An 18,579-nucleotide genomic window follows, 5' to 3' on the forward strand; every position below is an offset into this window, starting at 1 on the left:
GTGATCGCCGGCTGGCTGTTGAGCGTGTCCACCAGGTCGGTGGCCTTCACCGCCGCGACCAGCTTGGTCAGCAGCGGGTTCGTCGACGCGGCCGAGGCGACCGGCTGCGGACCCATCGAGTCCAGCGAACCCGGCGAAGAGCCCTGCGGCAGCTGCGAACAGGCCGGACCGAACACGTCGGCGTTGGTGGTCATGCCGTTCGAGGCACCCGAGTCGGCGCTGGAGGACGGCGCGGCCATCGACGAGGACGGGGCCGGGGCGCTGGAGCTGCCCGAGGAAGCGGTGTCACTGCCGCTGCACGCGGTCAGGGTGAGCGCGGCGGCCGCGGTCAGACCGATACCGGCGATACGAAGGTTACGCACGAAAATCACTCCAATTAGCGGCTTGGACAGTTCATCGAACTGTTTCTTGTCGGGTATTCGAGGCTGCGGCCGAAACAGATTGGCACCCGATCGGGTGATCCGGGTCACCGCGCCGTGAAATTGATACCGTGCCACCCGGTCGCGCCGTCGGGAACGGTGCCGGCGCGCATGTCGGTCTGCGTGTAGCCGCTTTTGTCGGTGGCCCGGCAGACGACCTGGTGACCGCCGGGCGCGGCGTCGAGCTCGATCCACCACATGCGCCAGGTTTCGAGGTTCACCTGCCGGGAAAGCATGGCTTCGCGCCACGGGCCGTTGTCGATCCGCACCTCGACCCGGTCGATGCCGGTGTGCTGCGCCCACGCGATCCCGGCGACGCGCACCTTTCCACCGGGGACGGTTTCGAACCCCTTCGGCGTGTCGATCCGCGATTCCGTCTTGATCGGCGCTTCCCGGCTCCACCCGCGTTTCAGCCAATACGCCTGGCGGTCGCGCCACGTGGTGACTTCGAGGTCGGTGACCCATTTCGTGGCCGACACGTACCCGTACAGCCCGGGAATGACCAGCCGCGCCGGGAAACCGTGGTCGATCGGCAGCGGTTCGCCGTTCATCCCGATGGCGAGCATGGCGCCGCGTCCGCGGTCCATCGCCGCGGCGACCGGGCTGCCGGACGTCCAGCCGTCCACACTGGACGAGAAGAGCTGCTCGGCGCCGGGGCGCACCCCGGCCTCCTCGAGCAGGTCCGCGAGGTCGACGCCGACGAAGTTCGCGGTCGACACGTAGGTGCCGCCGACTTCGTTGGAGACGCACGTCATCGTGATCGTGCGTTCCACCAGCGGCCGGTTGCGGATGTCGCCGTAGCCGTAGCGGACTTCGCGGTCGACCATGCCGTGCAGCCGCAGGCTCCAGTCCTCGGCCCGCACCTGCGGGACGGTCAGCGCGGTGTCCACGCGGTAGAAGTCGGCGTTGCGCGTCACGAACGTCGGCGTGCCCAGCTTCGCGAAGTCGGCGTCCGCCGGGATCATCGGCGCGGTCCGGGCCGGGACCAGCCGCCCGACCGCCTCGCGCGACGACGCCGCGTCGCGGCTGCCGGCGAGCAGCTGCCCACCGAGCCCGGCGACCCCGGCTCCGACGACCACGCCGGCGCCGGCCAGCAGCACCGTCCGGCGCGACGAGCCTTCGGCGGGCTCCGGCGCGGCGTCCCGCCGGGCCAGGCGGTGCAGCAGGGCGAACACCACGACTCCGGCGACCAGGCTGGTCAGCGGGGCGAGCAGCGCGAGCGCGTCGAGGTCGGGCCGTTCGTACACCGCTACGAGACCGACCAGGCCGAACCCGGTGACCACGACGAGTCCCGGCCACGGCGTGCGGCGCGAGAGAAGGCCCGCCACCGCTGCCACGACCACCATGACCACGGCCATGCCCGAAAGCAGCACGAGCTTGTCGTACGTGCCGAAGGAGCGGACCGCGAAGTCCTTGAGCTCCACCGGGGTCAGGTCGATGGCGCCGTTGCCGACCGCGAGGTACGGCGAAGCGTTGATGCCGACGAGCCCGGCGACCAGGTGACCCGCCGCCAGCGCCGCCGCGAGCGCCAGGACGCCCAGGAGGGCGGCCACCCAGCGGCCCAGCCGGGGCTCGGGCGCCTCGCCGGGCGCCGGCGAGGCCTGTTCGGCCGTCGAGGTGCTCATGGTGCTCCAGTCGTGGCCTAGGTAAGGGAAATCCTGGTGACGGCCGGGGTCGTCGGGCCGGCCGAGCCGCCCGCGGGTTCGACGGTGATCCCGATCCGGTCGGTGCCCGGCGGGATGTCGGACATCAGCATCCGCGGCTGCAGGACCCCGGCCGAGCGCGCTTCGCCGGCGCGGATCATCCACACCTGGTAGACGTGTCCCGCGTCGAGAGCGGGCAGCCCGGAGGCGAGCAGGACGGCCTGGTTCCGGCTTCGTGAGACGACGAGCGTCGCGCTGCCCTCGCCGGCCCCTTGGATCGCGGTCGCGTCCGGCGCGGACAGCACCGAGTCGACCGGGGCCGGCGGCGCGGAGGTGGTGACGACGCCGACCCCGACCGCGACGACGGCAGCCGCGGCGGCCCCGAACAGGGCGACGCGCAGCCCGAACGCCTTGGTACGCCCCGGCTTGCGGGACGCCGGCACCCTGGGCGGCAGCTGGCGGGTGCGGGCCACCTCGGCGAGCACCAGCGACCTCAACGCCGGCGGCGGCCCCACGCTCTCGGCCACGCCCAGCAGCGCACCGGTCGCCCGCAGCTCCGCCACCTCCTGGCGGCACGCCGCGCACTCCGCGAGGTGCCGTTCGAACCCGGCACGCTCCACATCGGACACGGCATCCAGCGCGTAGGCCCCGGTCAGCGTGTGCAGCTCGGCGGTCATCGATCCACCCCCAGGCAGTCACGCAGCCGGATCAGACCGTCCCGGATGCGGGTTTTCACGGTCCCGGGCGCCACCTTCAGCACCTCGGCGACCTCGGGATAGGTGTAGCCGTTGTAGTAGGCCAGCACGATCGACTCGCGCTGGAGATCGGTGAGCTGGGCGAGGCACTGCCGGACCCGCTCCTGGTCGAGAGTGGCCAAAGTGGACTCGGTGACCTCGTCGAAGGGCCGCTGCACGTCCATCCGGCCCGCCCGGTCCTCGCGGTCGAGCACGGCCTGGTGCGAGCGCACGCGGTCCACGGCCCGGCGGTGGGCGATCGTCAGCACCCACGACAGCGCGCTGCCGCGCTCCGGGACGTACCTCGTCGCCTTGCGCCACACCTCCACCAGGACCTCCTGCGCCACTTCCTCGGCCTGGGCGTGGTTGCGCAGCACGCGCGTCACCAGCCCGAGCACCGGCCCGGCGATGAGGTCGTACAGCGCGGCGAAGGCGGATTCGTCCCCCGCCGCGACGCGCCGCAGCAGCTCCTCGGCGCTCGCCGCGGGCACCGGCTCTCCGCCCGGATGCAGCCGCAGCCGCCCTCGCTCACCCATGCCCGGCACCCTCCACATCACCCCTGCTGATGCGAGGCGTTCGCGGCTGGACGGTGCCGCGGACTGGTGTGCGGTGGGCCTTCCCACCCGGACGGTGCAACTCCGGCGCCGGGACCCATCCGGCGGCGCGAGGGCTCCGAAAGACTGGCGTCGCGATGTGAGCGGCGAGGTGGGGGCCGGCCGACGTCATGAACGACTCTTTCAGGGCTTCGGACGAGGTGAACGAGTCGTTCATGACGCTCGGGCGCCCGGCTCCGAACGACCGGCGTGACGTCCGCTCACCCTGAGTGAGGAAATTGCCCGTTCGGCCACGCCGACGGTGACCTCGGACACTTCTTGATCACCCCAGAGTGTGAAAGTTTTTCGGAACGCTGGGCGTTGAACTCACCATGGGTTATCCCTGGAACAAGACGAAGTTAACCGACGAGTAGCAAAGGCGGTCCCCATGACCGACCCGCACAGCGTGACCAGCGCCCAGTTCGACTTCGCCCTGCGGACCTTCGGGGCGGCGCCGCGGCCGGTGCCGGCCGAGCTGGAGTACGACACCCGAGACCCCTACGCGGTCGCCGTGGTGCTGCACGCCGGCCCCAGCGCCGTCCGGTGGCTCTTCGGGCGCGACCTGCTCGCCGACGGCCTGCTCGCCCGCTGCGGCGACGGTGACGTGCGCGTCGGGCCCGCCAGTGACCCCGCCCTGGTCGTCGTGGAGCTCAACTCCCCCGACGGCGCCGCGGTGCTCGAAGCGCCCGCCAAGGAGATCGCTGCCTTCCTCGACCGGACCTACGAGGTCATCCCGGCCGGGAGCGAGACCGGCTGGTTCGACTTCGACGAGGAACTCGCGAAACTCTCCTACCAGGACTGAGTACCGTCCCAGCGGTGAGCTTCTTCCTGACGAAAGTGCTCGCCGCGCTCGACGACGGCGGCGACCGGGTCCTGTTCCACTCCGGCGGCGTCACGACCTACCGCCAGGCCCGCGACCGCCTGCGCCGGCTGCACGCCGGGCTGGGCGGCGCCGGAGCCGTGGCCGTCGACCTGCACAACCGGCCCGAGACGCTCCTCGTCCAGCTCGCCGCGCTCCTGCGCGGCGCGACCGTGCTCCTGGTCCCGGCCTCGGCGCCGGAGCAGGACCGGCTGACCGCCGTGCGAGCCGCCGGGGTCACCACCGTCGTCACCGACCGCCCCCAGGACTGGCCCGGCGGTGACGTCCGCACGCTCGACGACCTCGACGGCGAGCCCGAGCCGCTGGATCCGCCCGAAACCGTCCGCCTCCTGTTCCCCACCGGCGGCACCACCGGCACCCCGAAGCTCATCCGCCACAGCGGCATCTACGACGGCATGGCCTACATCTTCACGCCGAACCCCGACGGCCCCGGGCGCACGCTGCTCGTCGCCCCGATGACGCACATGACCGGCAACGCCACCGTGCTCGGCGCGCTCCTGCGCCGCGACACCGTGGTGCTCCAGGACGGTTTCGACGCGGGAGCGGTCCTCGACGCGATCCAGGAGCACCGGATCGACACGCTCTCGCTGACGCCGCCACGCCTGGCCGCCGTCCTGGACCACCCGGCGCGGCCGAGCACCGACCTCCGCAGCGTCCGCTCGCTTTCCCTCGGCGCCGCGCCGCTGCCGCCGCACCGGCTCGCCCAAGCCCTCGAAGTCTTCGGCCCGGTCGTCGGCCAGGGCTACGGCCTCACCGAAGCGCCGATGATCGCGAGCATCTCCGCCGCCGAGCTGATCGGCCACCCGGAGCGGCTGGGCTCGGTCGGCCGGATCGTGCCCGGCATGGAGGCGCGGATCACCGACGGCGAGGTCGAGGTGCGCGGACTGTCCATGATGGACGGTTACCTCGGCGGCCCGCCGGTCGGCGCCGGCTGGCTGCGCACCGGCGACCTCGGCCGCTTCGACGACGACGGCTACCTCTACCTCCTCGACCGCGCCGACGACCTCGTCGTGGTCGGCGAACACGGCACGAAAGTGCCCTCGACCGTCGTCGAGCACGCCCTCGCGGCGCATCCGGCCATCACGGGCGCGGCCGTCTTCGGCGTCCCGGGCCTGGACGGCCAGCTGCTGCACGCCGTCGTGGTCACCCGGAACCCGCTCACCGCCGAGGAAGTCCGGACGCACGCGCGGGAAGCCTTCGGCCAGGAGCACTACGTCCCGGCCGGGGTGGACTTCGTCGACGCGCTGCCGCTCACCGGTGTCGGCAAGGTCGACAAGCGCGCCCTCAAGGCCGCCTTCAGCTCGTGACGGCGCCGTAGGACGACGACCGGACCAGCTTCGCGTACTTCCCGAGCACCCCTTCCGGGAACTTGTTCGGCAGCGGCTCCCAGCCCTCGCGACGACGAGCCAGCTCGGCGGCGTCGACCAGCAGGTCGATGCTGCGGCCCTTGATGTCGACGGCGATCCGGTCGCCGGTCCGGACGAACGCGATCGGCCCGCCGTCGACCGCCTCGGGCGCGACGTGGCCGATGCACAGGCCGGTGGTGCCGCCGGAGAACCGCCCGTCGGTCAGCAGGAGGACGTCCTTGCCCAGTCCGGCGCCCTTGAGCGCCGCGGTGATCGCGAGCATCTCGCGCATGCCCGGACCGCCCTTGGGGCCTTCGTAGCGGATGACGACGACGTCGCCCGCCTCGATCCGGCCTTCGTTCAGCGCCGCCATCGCCTCCTGCTCGCGCTCGAACACGCGCGCGGGGCCTTCGAAGTTGGCGGTGTCGAAGCCCGCGGACTTCACGACGGCGCCCTCCGGCGCGAGCGAGCCGCGCAGGATGGTGATGCCGCCGGTCGGGTGCAGCGGGTTGTCCAGCTTGCGCAGGACCTCGCCGTCGATCGGCTCGGGGTTCAGCTCGGCCAGGTTCTCGGCCACGGTCTTGCCGGTCACCGTGAGCGCGTCGCCGTGGATCAGGCCCTCGTCGAGCAGCGCCTTCATCAGCACCGGGATGCCGCCGTGGCGGTCGATGTCGTTCATGACGTACTTGCCGAACGGCTTCAGGTCGCCCAGGTGCGGCACGCGGTCGCCGACGCGGTTGAAGTCGTCGAGGGTCAGCTCGACCTTCGCCTCGTGCGCGATGGCCAGCAGGTGCAGCACGGCGTTGGTCGAGCCGCCGAGCGCCATGATGACGGTGATGGCGTTCTCGAACGCCTCGCGAGTGAGGATGTCGCGGGCGGTGATGCCCTTCTCGAGCAGCCCGACCACGGCTTCGCCCGAGAGGTGCGCGTAGTTGTCCCGGCGGCGGTCCGCGGACGGCGGCGCGGCCGACCCCGGCATGCTCATCCCCATCGCCTCGGCCGCCGACGCCATCGTGTTCGCCGTGTACATGCCACCACAAGCGCCTTCACCAGGGCAGATGGCGCGTTCGATGCGGTCCAGGTCGGCGTTCTTCATCCGCCCCGCCCGGCACGCGCCGACCGCCTCGAAGGCGTCGATCAGCGTGACGTCCTTCTCGGTGCCGTCGGTCAGCTTCACCCAGCCGGGGGCGATCGAGCCGGCGTAGAGGAACACCGACGCCAGGTCGAGGCGGGCGGCGGCCATCAGCATCCCCGGCAGGGACTTGTCGCAGCCGGCCAGCAGGATCGAGCCGTCGAGGCGTTCGGCCTGCATGACGGTCTCGACGGAGTCGGCGATGACCTCGCGGGACACCAGCGAGAAGTGCATCCCGTCGTGGCCCATGGAGATGCCGTCGGACACGGAGATCGTGCCGAACTGCAGGGGGTAGCCGCCGGCCGCGTGCACGCCCTCCTTCGACGCCTGCGCGAGCCGGTCGAGAGACAGGTTGCACGGCGTGATCTCGTTCCACGAACTGGCGACGCCGATGATCGGCTTGCGCCAGTCGTCGTCCCCCATCCCGACGGCGCGGAGCATGCCCCGGGCGGGTGCGGCCTCGATCCCGTCCGTCACGGTGCGGCTGCGGGGCTTCGGGTCGATGGTCATGACGCGCCTTCCGATACGACGTTCGGACGCACTGCATGCTACCCGCGTCCGCGCGGTCCGCTCACCGGAACGATTCCCTTCCTCGAGCCGGGCGAACCGGCGAAAACTCGGGCAAATGATCGCCCCGCTTTTGATCAACACAGTGGTGTGGGGCACGGGCAACGTCGGCCGTGCCGCAATCCGGGCCGTCGAGGCCCACCCCGCGTTGAAACTCACCGCGGTCCTGGTGAACAACCCGGACAAGGTCGGCAAGGACGCGGGCGCGCTCGCCGGTGTCGCCGACCTGGGTGTCACCGCCACCGACGACGTCGAGGCGGTACTGGCGTCGAGCCCGCGCGCGATCGTGTACGCCGCTTCGGGCGACGTCCGGTTCGACGACGCGCTCGCCGACATCGTGCGCGCGGTCGGGACCGGCGCGGTCGTCGTGACGCCGGCGCTCTACCCGCTCTACGACCAGCGCAACGCGCCCCCGGAGCTGCGGGACCCGGTGCTGGCGGCAGTCAAGGACGGCGGCGGTTCGCTGTTCGTCTCCGGCGTCGACCCCGGCTGGGGCAACGACGTGCTGCCGCTGCTGATCAGCGGGCTCGGCACGGACGTCGACGTAATCCGCTGCCAGGAGATCTTCGACTACTCGACCTACGAACAGCCCGACTCCGTCCGGTACCTGGTCGGCATGGGCCAGCCGATGGACTACGACCCGCCGATGCTCATGACCGGCGTCCCGTCCATGGTCTGGGGCGGGCAGGTCCGGCTGATCGCGCGCGGCCTCGGCGTCGAGATCGACGAACTGCGCGAGACGCTGCACCGGCGCCCGCTCGAGGAAACCGTGTCCACGCGGACCATGGGCGAGTTCGAGAAGGGCACGCAGGGCGCGGTGCGGTTCGAGGTCCAGGGCATCGTCGACGGCGAGCCGCGGATCGTCATCGAGCACGTCACGCGCATCCACCCGTCGTGCGCCCCGGACTGGCCGACGCCGCCCAGCGGCGACGGCGCCCACCGCGTGATCATCGAAGGCCGGCCGCGCATCGAGGTCAGCGTCGAGGCGAGTGACGAGGGCGAAAACCGGTCCGCGGGCGGCAATGCGACCGCCGTCGGCCGGCTCGTCGGCGCGATCGACTGGCTGGCCGAGGCGGCACCCGGTCTCTACGACGCACTCGACGTCCCGCTGCGCCCGGCAGCCGGCAAGCTCGGAAGGAGGCGCTCGTGAACATCGACATCCCCGAGGGCAAGGACCCGATCGGCTACGTCTGGGGCGAAATGGTGCCCGGCATAGGCATCGCCGCGTCGCAGTTTTCGCTGGCGGTGTACGCGCACACGACGCTGGGGCTGCGGGAGTTCGAGGCCGCGCGGCTGCGGATCGCGCAGATCAACGGGTGCATCTTCTGCCTGGACTGGCGCACCGAGCGCGACGGCGTGAAGGTCGAGCCGGAGTTCGCGGACGCGGTCACGGAGTGGCGCACCACCGAGCTCTTCGACGAGCGGACGCGTCTGGCCGCCGAGTACGCCGAGCGGTACACGCTGGACCACCACAACCTGGACGACGAGTTCTGGAAGCGGATGGCCGAGCACTACAGTCAGCAGGAGATCGTCGAGCTGAGCATGAGCCTCGGCGCGTGGCTGGCGTTCGGCCGGCTCAACCACGTCCTGGGTATCGACACCGTCTGCGTGCTGCCGTCCCACCAGTCGTGAGGGGCCCGAAAGCCCCTCACGACCTCCGGGTCAGAAGTCCGTGGCGATGATCTTCTCGATGTTGCGTTCGGCCAGCGCCGTGATGGTGACGAACGGGTTCACGCTCGTGTTGCCGGGGATCAGGGACCCGTCGATCGCGTACAGGCCCTGGTACCCGGCCAGCCGGCCGTAGTTGTCGGTCGCCTTGCCGAGCACCGCGCCGCCGAGCGGGTGGTACGTCAGGTGGTCGCCCCAGATCTTGTACACGCCGAACAGGTCGGTGCGGTAGATCGTCCCTTCCTTCGAGTTGATCTTGTCGAAGATGGACTTCGCCATGTCGATCGACGGCTGCTTCCACGCCGTCTGCCAGTTGAGGTCCACGTTCTGCGTCGCCGGGTTGTAGGTGAACTGGGCCCGGTTGGGGTTCTTCGTGATCGACAGGTAGAACGACGCCCACGTCTCGATCCCGGTCGGCAGCGGCGCCACCTCGGCGAACGCGCCGCCCGCGTTCCAGTTGTCGATGCCACCGCACGGGATGGACGACTGGAGGCTGCCGGTCGGGTCCCAGAGGTGGTTGGCGCGCCCGCACATCACGTTCCCGTTGTCGCCCCAGCCCTTGCCGACCTCGCCGTTGAGGTTGGGCAGCGCGCCGGTGGCCTTCAGCTTCACCAGCAGCTTGCTCGTGCCGACGCTGCCCGCGGCGAAGAACACCTTGTCCGCGGTCACGGACTTCGTCGCCGACACCGCGCCCGCGGTGGTGAGCTGGTCCATGACGACCGTGTAGCCGCCGCCGGCCGCGGGCGTCACCGACGTCACCCGGTGCAGCGGGGAGATGGTGACGCGGCCGGTCGCCTTGATCTGCGGGAGGTAGGTCTTCTGCAGGGACTTCTTGCCGTAGTTGTTGCCGTACAGGATTTCCCCGGCCAGCGCCGAGCGCGGCACCGTGTTGGCCTGCTCCTGCTTCATGTAGTTCCAGTCGTACACGTCCGGGACGAAGACGAACGGGAACCCGGACCGCTGCGCCTGCTTCCGGCCGACCCGCGCGTACTGGTAGCACTCGGCGGTGTCGAACCAGGCCGGGTCGATGAGGCCGACGCCGAGCCCGGAGTTGGCGCGCGGGTAGTAGGTGTTGTACATCTCGTCGGCGTTGACGGTCGGGAGGATCGCCCCGAAGTTCTCCCGCTTCGGCGTCACGGCCATGCCGCCGTTGACGAGCGAGCCGCCGCCGACGCCGCGGCCCTGGTACACGGTGATCCCGCTGAACTCCTCGGCGTCGAGGATGCCGGTGTACTTCGGGATGTCCTTGTCGATGGGGAACCCGAGGAAGTTGGACAGCGGCTGCTTCGTCCGGGTGCGCAGCCAGAACGAGCGCTGGTCGGGGGTGGTCGTGTTGGCGAAGATCTTGCCGTCGGAGCCGGGCGTGTCCCAGGCCATGCCCAGTTCGACGAGCTGGACGTCGATGCCGGCCTGTGCGAGCCGGAGCGCGGTGACCTGGCCGCCGTAGCCCGAGCCGATCACGAGGGCGGGCACGCGCGCCGCGTCGGCGATGGTGGCGGACGAGGTAGACGCTGTCGCGGCGGCCGCCTGGCTCCCCACTGCCGCGGCCGCCAAGATAGAACCAGTTCCAGCAATGAAGAGACGACGGGAAACTGCGCCAGAAGCTGTTCTCCACACGGGTTCGTCGCGCATGTGATAGTCCTCACCGTTGAGGTATATTAGAACAGGTTATAACTCAGTGGTGCAGACAAGTCGACATATACCCGCGAGTAACCTCCCCGGGTTGCGCGGGGATTCCGCTGAATGGGCCATGATGGACGACTGTGGAGTCGACCCGAGTGGACCGCTGGCTTTGGGCGGTCCGGCTGACCAAGACCCGACCGGACGCCGCGGCGGCGTGCCGGGGCGGTCACGTGCGCGTCAACGACAAGCCGGCGAAGCCCGCGACCACCGTGGTGCCGGGCGACGAGGTCCGCCTGCGCCTCGCCGGGACGACCAGGATCCTCGACGTGGTACGGGTGATCCAGAAACGCGTGGGCGCAGCGGACGCGGCGACGTGCTTCGTGGACCGGACGCCGAAGCCGCCGCCGGAGACCGCGATCCCGGTCGCCCGGCGCGACCGCGGCGCGGGCCGGCCGACCAAAAGGGAGCGTCGCGTGCTGGACGCGTTCCGGCAGCCGGAACTCTGACCCGGAAGCGATCGAATGGGGTCGATCGCACCACTAACGCGGTTTCAGGCCGTCCATTACCAGCGTCAGCAAATGCGCGGTGCGCGCTTCCCGATCCGCCCCGAAATCGGCGCGCCACAGGAAACCGACCAGCTGCAGCACATCTTCGGCGTCGACGTCCGGCCGCAATGCCCCCGCCCGCTTTCCCGCATCCAGCAGCAACGTGATCGCCGCGCACACCGGCTCGTAGTACTCGCCCGAGAGATCGGCGCGCGTCGCGGCTTCCACGGCCTCGCCGACGCCGTGCTTGATCCGGCCGTACGCCGCCAGCCGCTCGAACCACCGCCGTAGCGCCTCGACCGGCGGGTGTCCGGCCAGGAGCGACGGCGCCGCGTCGATCAGCTCGGTGACGTCGTGCCGGTAGACGGCCAGCAAGAGCGCTTCCCGGCTGGGGAAGTGCCGGTAGAGCGTGCCTTGGCCGACACCGGCCGCCTTCGCGATCGACTGCAGTGAAGCGGCGCTCGACGCCTTGAGGGCCGTGCGCGCGACCTCGAGGATCCGCTCGCGGTTCTGTTCGGCGTCGGCTCGCATCGGTGTCACGCCACCACCCTAGCTAAATGGACACCTGTCCGCTACCGTCGGGAGAGCAACCGGACACATGTCCACTTAAGTGAGGAGCTTTCATGATCGAACACAAGGTCGTCGTGATCACCGGCGCCAGCAGCGGGATCGGCGCGGCGACCGCGACCCTGCTGGCCGAACGCGGCGCGAAGGTCGTGCTGGGCGCGCGGCGCAAGGACCGCCTCGACGAGCTGGCCGCCGAGCTCGGCGCGGTCGCGCTCCCCACCGACGTCCGGAACCCCGAGGACGTCGCCGCACTGGTCCGGCTGGCGAGGGAGACGCACGGCCGGCTGGACGTCCTGGTCGGCAACGCCGGTATCGCGCCGCTCTCGCGGTTCGACGACCTGCGGACCGAGGACTGGACCGCGATGTTCGACGTGAACGTCAAGGGCGTGCTCAACGGGATCGCGGCTGCCCTGCCGGTGTTCCGCGAGCAGGGATCCGGCCAGTTCGTGCACACGGCGTCGACCGCGGCGTACACGACGGTGCCGGCCATGGCGGTGTACGCGGCGACCAAGACGGCCGTCCGCACGATTTCCGAAGGGTTGCGACAGGAGGCCGGACCGGACCTGCGCGTCTCGCTGGTCTCCCCCGGCATGATCGCGACGGACTTCGTCGACGGCATCACGGACCCGGCCGAGAAGGCGCGGCTGACCAGCGCGCGGGACGCCGTCGCCATCCCACCGGCGGCGATCGCGCGGGCCATCGCGTTCGCGATCGACCAGCCGGCGGAGGTCGACGTGAACGAGATCGTCGTCCGGCCGACCGCCCAGGCCTGACGCACCCGAGGGGGGTTGACCCGCGGAACATCTTCACTCAGGATGTGTTCGTCAGTCGCGCAAATGTACGCCAGACGAACAGACGGAGACGATGATGTCGACGCGATCGATCCTGCGCAGTGCCTTCACCACCAAGCTCTACGTCACCGTGCTGGTCGCGATCGTGCTCGGGGCGGCGCTCGGCTTCGCCGCGCCCGGGGTCGGCGCCGCCCTTCAGCCGGTCGGGACCGGGTTCATCGCGCTCATCCAGATGCTCATCGCGCCCGTGGTGTTCTGCACCATCGTCACCGGTATCGCGTCGGCGGGTGAGCTGGCCAGCGTCGGCCGGGTCGGGGTCAAGGCCCTCGTCTACTTCGAGGTGCTGACCACGGTCGCGCTGATCCTCGGCCTGATCGTGATGGACGTGCTGCGTCCCGGCGCCGGCATCCACGCCGATCCGGGCTCGCTGAAGCTCTCCGGCAGCGCGCAGCAGTACGTCCAGACCGGGGAAAACCAGCACTGGTACGACTTCCTGATCAACGTCATCCCGAAGACCGTGGTCAGCGCGTTCACCGAGGGCAACGTCCTGCAGGTGCTGCTGATCTCGATCCTGTTCGCGATCGCGGTGAAGGCGCTCGGCGAACGCGGCGCGCCGCTGCTGCGCGGGATCGAGCGCGTCGGCGAGGCGACCTTCGGCATCGTGCGGCTGGTGATGTACCTGGCCCCGCTCGGCGCGTTCGGCGCGATGGCCTACACCACCGGCAAGTTCGGCGCGGCCACCCTGGCCAGCCTCGGCGGGGTCGTGCTGCTGTTCTGGGCCACCGGGATCGTGTTCTGCCTGCTGGTGTTCGGCGCGGTCGCCCGGCTCTGCGGGATCCGCGTCCTGAGGCTGTACCGGTACTTCAAGGACGAGCTCCTGATCACGCTCGGCACCGCGAACTACGAGGTCGTGATGCCGCAGCTGATGAAGAAGCTCGAGCACCTGGGCTGCCCCAAACGGATCGTCGGGCTGGTCGTGCCGTCGGGGTACGCCTTCAACGGCGACGGCGTGTGCCTCTACCTCGGCTTCGCGTCGCTCTACATCGCCCAGGCCTTCGACGTGAACCTGTCGCTGTGGCAGCAGATCGCGCTGCTCGCGGTCTTCATGATCACGTCGAAGGGCAGCGCCGGGGTGGCGGGCGCCGGCTTCGTCATCCTCGCGGCGACGCTCTCCACCACCGGGGTCGTGCCGGTCGCGGGCATCATGCTCATCCTCGGCGTCGACCGGTTCCTGTCCACCATGCGCGGCATCGTCAGCCTGTGCGGGCAGCTGCTCGGCAGCATCGTCGTGAGCCGCTGGGAAGGCGTGCTCGACCTCGCCCGGGCCCGCGCGGTGCTGGCCGGCGAGACCCCCGAACCCACCACCACCGAACCCGCGAAAACCGTCGCGGTCTGAGAAGGGAGACACCTTGGCCAGGCTCGGTTACAGCCACGACGGCGGCGAAGTCGCCGACCGCATCCGGCAGCGGCGCGGCGGGCGCCTCACCCCGCTGGACGGCATGCTGCTGCACAGCCCGGCGCTCGCCGACGGCTGGAACAGCCTGCTCGGCGCGGTCCGCGGCGCCTCGACCCTGCCCGCGGACGTCCGTGAGCTCGCCGTCCTGCGCGTCGCCGAGCTCAACGGCGCGGCCTACGAATGGACGGCGCACGAGCCGGTCGCCCGGAAGGCCGGGATGACCGACGGGCAGCTCGCCGCGCTGCGGGGCGGCGATCCGTCCGCTTTGGACGACCGGCAGCGCGCCGCGCTCGCCTACACCGACGCCATGACCGAGAAGATCGCCGTCGAGCAGCCGGTCTTCGACGCGCTGGACGCGCACTTCGACGAGCAGCAGATCGTCGAGCTGAGCGTGACGGTCGCCGCGTACAACATGGTTTCGCGGTTCCTCGTGGCCCTGGAGGTGGGGCGGGAATGACCGGGCGGCTGGCGGGCAAGACCGCGCTGATCACCGGCGCGGGCAGCGTCGGGCCCGGGTGGGGCAACGGCCGCGCCGCCGCGGTGCTGTTCGCGCGGGAAGGTGCGAAGGTGTTCGCCGTGGACCGGAAACCGGACGCTCTCACCGAGACCGTCGCGCTGATCGAGGAGGAAGGCGGCACTGTCCACACGCACACGTGCGACGTCACCGACAGCGCGTCCGTCGCCGATGCGGTCACGGCCTGCCGGGACGCCTTCGGGAGTGTGGACGTCCTCGTGAACAACGTCGGCGGCTCGCGTCCCGGCGGCCCGGCCGAACTGTCCGAAGAGGACTGGGCGGCGCAGCTGGACTACAACCTCACCAGCGTCTACCTCACCTGCCGGCACGTCATCCCGGTGATGCGGGAGCAAGGCGGCGGGTCCATTGTGAACACGGCGTCGACGTCCGGGATCCGCTGGACCGGCTCGGCCCAGGTCGGCTACGCGTCGGCGAAGGCCGGCGTCATCCAGCTGTCGCGGGTGCTCGCGGTGCAGCACGCCCCCGACGGGATCCGCGCGAACACCGTCGTCCCCGGGCAGCTGCACACGCCGATGGTCGAGGCACGGCTGGCGACGCAGCGCGAGGGCGGCGACGTCGAGACGCTGCTGGCGCGGCGGCAGGCCCGGATCCCGCTCGGGTTCATGGGCGACGGACGCGACACCGCGTACGCCGCGCTGTTCCTGGCTTCCGACGAGGCGCGGTTCGTCACCGGGACCGAGATCGTCGTCGACGGCGGCATGACGGCGAGGTGCGACTGATGACCCTGCCACCGGGCAGCTGCGACGCGCACTGCCACATCTTCGGGCCCACGGACGTCTTCCCCTACGCCCCGGATCGGACCTTCACCCCGCGGGAAGCGCCGAAGGAGGATCTCCAGCGGCTGCACCGGTTCTTCGGGTTCGAGCGCGCGGTGCTCGTCCAGTCGGCCTGCCACGGCACGGATCACTCGGCGTTGCTCGACGCCCTGGCTACCGGCGACTACCGGGGTGTCGCCCTCGTGACGCCGGAGACGCCCGACGCCGAGATCGCCCGGCTGCACGAAGCCGGGGTCCGCGGCGCGCGGCTGCACTTCATGCCGCACCTCGGCCCGGCGCCCTCGGCCGGGACGATCCGCGCGATCGTCGCCAAGATCGCGCCCTACGACTGGCACATCGCGCTGCACGTGGCCGGGACCGGCATCGCCGAGCACGAGGAGCTGGTGCGCGGCCTGGGGCTGACCGTCGTGGTCGACCACATGGCCCGCGTCGACCTGCGCGAGGGTCTGGACAGCCCATCGGTGACCGCGTTGCGGCGGCTGCTCGACAGCGGGACCGTCTGGGTCAAGCTGAGCGGCGCGGACCGGATCGCGACCGCGCCGCCGTCGCTGGCCGACTCGGCCGCGCTCATGCGCTTGCTCGTGGCCCACGCACCCGAGCGCGTCGTGTGGGGCACGGACTTCCCGCACCCGAACACCCACGGCTTCCTGCCGGACGACGGCGACCTCGTCACCGTGCTGGCGGAGTTCTCCGACGAAGACCGGCAGCGGCTGCTCGTCGGCAACCCCGCCCGCTGCTTCGGGTTCGCCTAGTGCAGTCCCGCGATGTCCTTGGTGATCGCCTCGGCCGTTTCGAGCAGCCGGGGCACGAACTCCTCGCGCAGCTTCCCGACCGGGACGCGCGCCGCGTTGGCCGAGACGTTGAGCGCGGCGATCACCCCGCCGGCGGCGTTGCGGACCGGCGCGGCGGCCGACCGGACGCCCTCCTCGCGCTCGCCGTCCACCAGCGCGTACCCCTGCTCGGCGACCCGCGCCAGCTCGGCCTGGAGCTTCGCGCGGTCGGTGATCGTGTGGTCCGTGAGCCGCGCCAGCTCGGTGCGGTCCAAATAGGACTCCAGCTCGGCCGCCGGCAGGGCGGCGAGCAGCACGCGGCCCATCGACGTCGGGTAGGCGGGCAGCCGCGAGCCGACGTTGAAGGTGATGGTCATCATCCGCGACGCGGGCACGCGGGCGACGTAGACGATCTCGCCGCCGTCGAGCGTGGCCAGCGAGCTGGATTCGCGGACCTCGTCGGAGAGGGCGCGCATGTGCGACTGGGCGTGTTCCCAGAACGGCAGCGCGGCCAGGTAGCCGTAGCCGAGCCGCAGGACGCGGGCGGTGAGCTGGAAGCGGCGGCCGTCGGTCTCGGCGAACCCGAGCCGTTCGAAGGTCAGCAGGAGCCGGCGCGCGGTGGCGCGGGTCAGGCCGGTGGCCGCGGCCGCTTCGCTGACGCTCATCGCCGGTGCTTCGCCGGAGAAGCTCTGCAGCAGCCGCAGGGCTTTCTCCACCGAGTCGATGACGTCGGGGTCCTCGCGCGACACTTCCCCTCCTCGCTTTCCTCGCCGGAAAAGGACACTACCCGATGAGCGAAGGACTACTGTTCGTGTTCGCCGAGCCGGGCGACGTGCCCGAGGCGGAGTTCCACGACTGGTACGACCACGAGCACGCCCCGGCCCGCCTGCGGGTTCCCGGCATCCGCACCGGCCACCGCTACCGGGCGCTCGACGGCGCGGTGCCGGCGTGGCTGGCCTGGTACGAGCTGGACACGGACGCCCTGCGCGGCCCCGCCTACGAGGTGGCGCGCCGCCGCAGCCCGCGCGAGCAGGACGTCGTCCGGCGGCTGGCGACGCTGGACCGGCGGGTCTACGCGCAGGTCGACGACACCGGGACCGCCGGGCCCGCGGCGCCGGTCGTCGTGTGCGTCGCGCTGTCCACGGACGACGAGCCCGGCCTCGACGCCTGGTACCGCGAGGAGCACGTCCCGCTGCTGCACCGGCTGCCGGGCTGGTACCGCACCCGGCGTTACCGGCTGCTCGAAGGCGACGGCCCGGCGCTGCTGGCGTTCCACGAGATCGCGGACGTGGCGTTGTTCGGCACGCCGGAGTACCGGGAAGCGACCAGCACCCCGGCGCGTTCCGCCGTGATGGCGAAGGTGACGCGGCGGGAGCGGCGGGTGTTCGGCCACCACCGCACGATCACTCCGGAGTGAGGAACTCGAGCCGGTTGCCCAGGCAGTCGTGCCACGGCGGCCGGGTTTCCGGCGCTACCCTGGTTCGGTGAGCGACAGCGAGAACTTCGAGGGACGCGACGTCGGGTCCGGGATCTCCGTCATCCGCGAAAGCAGCGACGTCGTCGGCTCCGGGCCGCGCCTGCACCGGCACCCTTACACCGAAACGTTCGTCATCATCCGGGGGCGGGCCCGGTTCACCCTCGGCGACGAGGAGCGCGACGGTGGCGCCGGGGACGTGCTGGTCGTCCCGGCCGGCACCCCGCACAAGTTCGCTGTGCTCGGCCCCGGCGTCTACGAGGCCGTGCACATCCACGAGAGCGACCACTTCATCACCGAATGGCTGGAGTGACGCTCAGAGCCCGCCGGCGGGGATCATCGCGCGCAGCTTCGTCAGCGCGCGGTACTGGGTGATGCGGACGTTGCCGGCGGAGATGCCCAGCGCCTCCGCCGTCTCGTTCGCCGACAGGCCGACGACGATCCGCAGCGACAGGATCTCCTGGTGCAGCGGCGGCAGCGACGCCATCAGCCGGCCCAGCCGGGCGCCGAGGTCCATTTCGAGCACGTGGTTCTCCGGCTCGTTGCCGCCCAGCGGCCGGTCCGGCAGCTCCGACACGGGCTTCGACCGGTCCCGCGCCACCGAGCGGAACGCGTCGGCGACCTTGTTCGCCGCGATGGCGCGCACGAGGTACAGGAACGAACCGCCGCGGTCCTGGTAGCCGGGCAGCACCTTCAGCACCGCCAGGCACACCTCCTGCGCGACGTCGTCGGCCGACAGGTACGACAGGTCGCGCCCGCCGATCCGGGCGCGGCAGTAGCGCGTCACCGTCGGCTTGATCAGCCGCAGCAGCGCCTGGATCGCGTCCGGGTCGCCGGTGCGCGCCGCCGCCACGAACGGGTCGAGCTGCTCCTTCGTCAGCTTGCCGTCCGGGCGCGGCAGCTCGTCGAGCACGACGTAGCCTTCGACCGCCGTCTCCGCCATCATGGTGTCCACGGGTTTCCCTCCTCGCATCGTCCATCGGACCGCCATCGGGTAACCCGTCGCCCACCAAACGACCACACTGGTCCTGGGACGATTCTCCTGTCGCTTCCCACGATT

20 protein-coding genes and 1 pseudogene are annotated in these 18,579 nt (G+C 71.0%); 12 read left to right on the top strand and 9 right to left on the bottom strand.

Annotated features, from left to right (window positions below):
• The 4 genes and pseudogenes from AB0C38_RS35090 to sigK form a co-directional block, all read right to left on the bottom strand.
• A pseudogene (locus AB0C38_RS35090) lies at positions 1 to 362 on the bottom strand (fasciclin domain-containing protein); the annotation flags it as partial.
• A 104-nt stretch (positions 363 to 466) separates the two neighbouring features.
• Complete coding sequence (locus AB0C38_RS35095) at positions 467 to 2,044, bottom strand: molybdopterin-dependent oxidoreductase (RefSeq protein WP_360681837.1); 1,578 nt, start codon at positions 2,042 to 2,044, stop codon at positions 467 to 469.
• A gap of 17 nt (positions 2,045 to 2,061) precedes the next feature.
• Entirely contained in the window at positions 2,062 to 2,739 is a 678-nt protein-coding gene (locus AB0C38_RS35100; protein ID WP_360681838.1) for an anti-sigma factor, read from the bottom strand.
• Entirely contained in the window at positions 2,736 to 3,332 is a 597-nt protein-coding gene (gene sigK, locus AB0C38_RS35105) for an ECF RNA polymerase sigma factor SigK (RefSeq protein ID WP_360681840.1), read from the bottom strand. The genes AB0C38_RS35100 and sigK overlap by 4 nt, the downstream gene beginning before the upstream one ends.
• Positions 3,333 to 3,777: 445 nt before the next feature.
• On the opposite strand from sigK, the gene AB0C38_RS35110 reads away from it, so the two are divergent.
• Both AB0C38_RS35110 and AB0C38_RS35115 read left to right on the top strand, forming a co-directional pair.
• Positions 3,778 to 4,191, top strand: coding sequence for an SsgA family sporulation/cell division regulator (locus AB0C38_RS35110; RefSeq protein ID WP_360681842.1), 414 nt, complete (start codon positions 3,778 to 3,780; stop codon positions 4,189 to 4,191).
• Positions 4,192 to 4,205: 14 nt separating this feature from the next.
• Complete coding sequence (locus AB0C38_RS35115; protein ID WP_360681844.1) at positions 4,206 to 5,576, top strand: fatty acid--CoA ligase family protein; 1,371 nt, start codon at positions 4,206 to 4,208, stop codon at positions 5,574 to 5,576.
• Here AB0C38_RS35115 and ilvD read toward each other — a convergent pair.
• Positions 5,566 to 7,257, bottom strand: coding sequence for a dihydroxy-acid dehydratase (ilvD, locus tag AB0C38_RS35120; RefSeq protein WP_360681846.1), 1,692 nt, complete (start codon positions 7,255 to 7,257; stop codon positions 5,566 to 5,568). The genes AB0C38_RS35115 and ilvD overlap by 11 nt on opposite strands.
• A gap of 130 nt (positions 7,258 to 7,387) precedes the next feature.
• Between ilvD and AB0C38_RS35125 the strand changes: the two genes are divergently transcribed.
• Together AB0C38_RS35125 and AB0C38_RS35130 are read left to right on the top strand one after the other, a co-directional pair.
• Entirely contained in the window at positions 7,388 to 8,464 is a 1,077-nt protein-coding gene (locus AB0C38_RS35125; RefSeq protein ID WP_360682050.1) for a dihydrodipicolinate reductase, read from the top strand.
• Positions 8,461 to 8,946 (top strand): carboxymuconolactone decarboxylase family protein, encoded by a 486-nt coding sequence (locus tag AB0C38_RS35130; protein ID WP_360681848.1) that lies wholly within the window; start codon positions 8,461 to 8,463, stop codon positions 8,944 to 8,946. The genes AB0C38_RS35125 and AB0C38_RS35130 overlap by 4 nt, the downstream gene beginning before the upstream one ends.
• A 30-nt stretch (positions 8,947 to 8,976) precedes the next feature.
• On the opposite strand, the gene AB0C38_RS35135 is transcribed toward AB0C38_RS35130, so the two are convergent.
• Positions 8,977 to 10,521, bottom strand: coding sequence for a GMC oxidoreductase (locus AB0C38_RS35135; RefSeq protein ID WP_360681850.1), 1,545 nt, complete (start codon positions 10,519 to 10,521; stop codon positions 8,977 to 8,979).
• Positions 10,522 to 10,745: 224 nt separating this feature from the next.
• Between AB0C38_RS35135 and AB0C38_RS35140 the strand changes: the two genes are divergently transcribed.
• Positions 10,746 to 11,111 (top strand): RNA-binding S4 domain-containing protein, encoded by a 366-nt coding sequence (locus tag AB0C38_RS35140; protein ID WP_360681852.1) that lies wholly within the window; start codon positions 10,746 to 10,748, stop codon positions 11,109 to 11,111.
• A 33-nt stretch (positions 11,112 to 11,144) separates the two neighbouring features.
• Here AB0C38_RS35140 and AB0C38_RS35145 read toward each other — a convergent pair whose 3' ends face one another.
• On the bottom strand, positions 11,145 to 11,681 hold the full coding sequence (locus tag AB0C38_RS35145) for a TetR/AcrR family transcriptional regulator (RefSeq protein WP_360682051.1): 537 nt from the start codon (positions 11,679 to 11,681) through the stop codon (positions 11,145 to 11,147).
• A gap of 92 nt (positions 11,682 to 11,773) precedes the next feature.
• Here AB0C38_RS35145 and AB0C38_RS35150 point away from each other — a divergent pair, with 92 nt between their 5' ends.
• From AB0C38_RS35150 to AB0C38_RS35170, 5 genes are all read left to right on the top strand, one after another.
• Positions 11,774 to 12,490: an SDR family oxidoreductase gene (locus AB0C38_RS35150; RefSeq protein ID WP_360681854.1), complete on the top strand. Its 717-nt coding sequence runs from the start codon at positions 11,774 to 11,776 to the stop codon at positions 12,488 to 12,490.
• Between the two features lie 94 nt (positions 12,491 to 12,584).
• A complete protein-coding gene (dctA, locus tag AB0C38_RS35155) occupies positions 12,585 to 13,904 on the top strand; it encodes a C4-dicarboxylate transporter DctA (protein WP_360681856.1) in 1,320 nt (439 codons plus the stop codon).
• A 13-nt stretch (positions 13,905 to 13,917) separates the two neighbouring features.
• On the top strand, positions 13,918 to 14,421 hold the full coding sequence (locus tag AB0C38_RS35160) for a carboxymuconolactone decarboxylase family protein (protein WP_360681858.1): 504 nt from the start codon (positions 13,918 to 13,920) through the stop codon (positions 14,419 to 14,421).
• Complete coding sequence (locus AB0C38_RS35165) at positions 14,418 to 15,218, top strand: SDR family NAD(P)-dependent oxidoreductase (protein WP_360681860.1); 801 nt, start codon at positions 14,418 to 14,420, stop codon at positions 15,216 to 15,218. Before AB0C38_RS35160 ends, AB0C38_RS35165 begins: the two co-directional genes overlap by 4 nt.
• Positions 15,218 to 16,027 carry an amidohydrolase family protein gene (locus tag AB0C38_RS35170; protein ID WP_360681861.1) on the top strand — a complete coding sequence of 270 codons (810 nt, stop codon included), beginning with the start codon at positions 15,218 to 15,220 and terminating at the stop codon, positions 16,025 to 16,027. The genes AB0C38_RS35165 and AB0C38_RS35170 overlap by 1 nt, the downstream gene beginning before the upstream one ends.
• Here the strand turns inward: AB0C38_RS35170 and AB0C38_RS35175 are convergent.
• Positions 16,024 to 16,794, bottom strand: coding sequence for an IclR family transcriptional regulator C-terminal domain-containing protein (locus AB0C38_RS35175; protein ID WP_360681863.1), 771 nt, complete (start codon positions 16,792 to 16,794; stop codon positions 16,024 to 16,026). The genes AB0C38_RS35170 and AB0C38_RS35175 overlap by 4 nt on opposite strands.
• Positions 16,795 to 16,835: 41 nt before the next feature.
• On the opposite strand from AB0C38_RS35175, the gene AB0C38_RS35180 reads away from it, so the two are divergent.
• Complete coding sequence (locus tag AB0C38_RS35180; protein WP_360681864.1) at positions 16,836 to 17,462, top strand: hypothetical protein; 627 nt, start codon at positions 16,836 to 16,838, stop codon at positions 17,460 to 17,462.
• Between the two features lie 67 nt (positions 17,463 to 17,529).
• On the top strand, positions 17,530 to 17,832 hold the full coding sequence (locus AB0C38_RS35185; RefSeq protein ID WP_360681865.1) for a cupin domain-containing protein: 303 nt from the start codon (positions 17,530 to 17,532) through the stop codon (positions 17,830 to 17,832).
• A 3-nt stretch (positions 17,833 to 17,835) separates the two neighbouring features.
• Here AB0C38_RS35185 and shbA read toward each other — a convergent pair whose 3' ends face one another.
• Positions 17,836 to 18,465, bottom strand: coding sequence for an RNA polymerase sigma factor ShbA (gene shbA / locus AB0C38_RS35190; RefSeq protein ID WP_360682053.1), 630 nt, complete (start codon positions 18,463 to 18,465; stop codon positions 17,836 to 17,838).
• Positions 18,466 to 18,579: the final 114 nt, after the last annotated feature.

Source organism: Amycolatopsis sp. NPDC048633, assembly GCF_040650695.1.
Taxonomy (GTDB): domain Bacteria; phylum Actinomycetota; class Actinomycetes; order Mycobacteriales; family Pseudonocardiaceae; genus Amycolatopsis.

What these genes read in the sequence shown, in the direction of transcription:
- AB0C38_RS35095 (WP_360681837.1), bottom strand. Translation starts at nt 2,044, where the DNA reads ATGAGCACCTCGACGGCCGAACAGGCCTCGCCGGCGCCCGGCGAGGCG.
- AB0C38_RS35100 (WP_360681838.1), bottom strand. Translation starts at nt 2,739, where the DNA reads ATGACCGCCGAGCTGCACACGCTGACCGGGGCCTACGCGCTGGATGCC.
- sigK (WP_360681840.1), bottom strand. Translation starts at nt 3,332, where the DNA reads ATGGGTGAGCGAGGGCGGCTGCGGCTGCATCCGGGCGGAGAGCCGGTG.
- AB0C38_RS35110 (WP_360681842.1), top strand. Translation starts at nt 3,778, where the DNA reads ATGACCGACCCGCACAGCGTGACCAGCGCCCAGTTCGACTTCGCCCTG.
- ilvD (WP_360681846.1), bottom strand. Translation starts at nt 7,257, where the DNA reads ATGACCATCGACCCGAAGCCCCGCAGCCGCACCGTGACGGACGGGATC.
- AB0C38_RS35145 (WP_360682051.1), bottom strand. Translation starts at nt 11,681, where the DNA reads ATGCGAGCCGACGCCGAACAGAACCGCGAGCGGATCCTCGAGGTCGCG.
- AB0C38_RS35150 (WP_360681854.1), top strand. Translation starts at nt 11,774, where the DNA reads ATGATCGAACACAAGGTCGTCGTGATCACCGGCGCCAGCAGCGGGATC.
- dctA (WP_360681856.1), top strand. Translation starts at nt 12,585, where the DNA reads ATGTCGACGCGATCGATCCTGCGCAGTGCCTTCACCACCAAGCTCTAC.
- AB0C38_RS35165 (WP_360681860.1), top strand. Translation starts at nt 14,418, where the DNA reads ATGACCGGGCGGCTGGCGGGCAAGACCGCGCTGATCACCGGCGCGGGC.
- AB0C38_RS35170 (WP_360681861.1), top strand. Translation starts at nt 15,218, where the DNA reads ATGACCCTGCCACCGGGCAGCTGCGACGCGCACTGCCACATCTTCGGG.
- AB0C38_RS35180 (WP_360681864.1), top strand. Translation starts at nt 16,836, where the DNA reads ATGAGCGAAGGACTACTGTTCGTGTTCGCCGAGCCGGGCGACGTGCCC.
- shbA (WP_360682053.1), bottom strand. Translation starts at nt 18,465, where the DNA reads ATGATGGCGGAGACGGCGGTCGAAGGCTACGTCGTGCTCGACGAGCTG.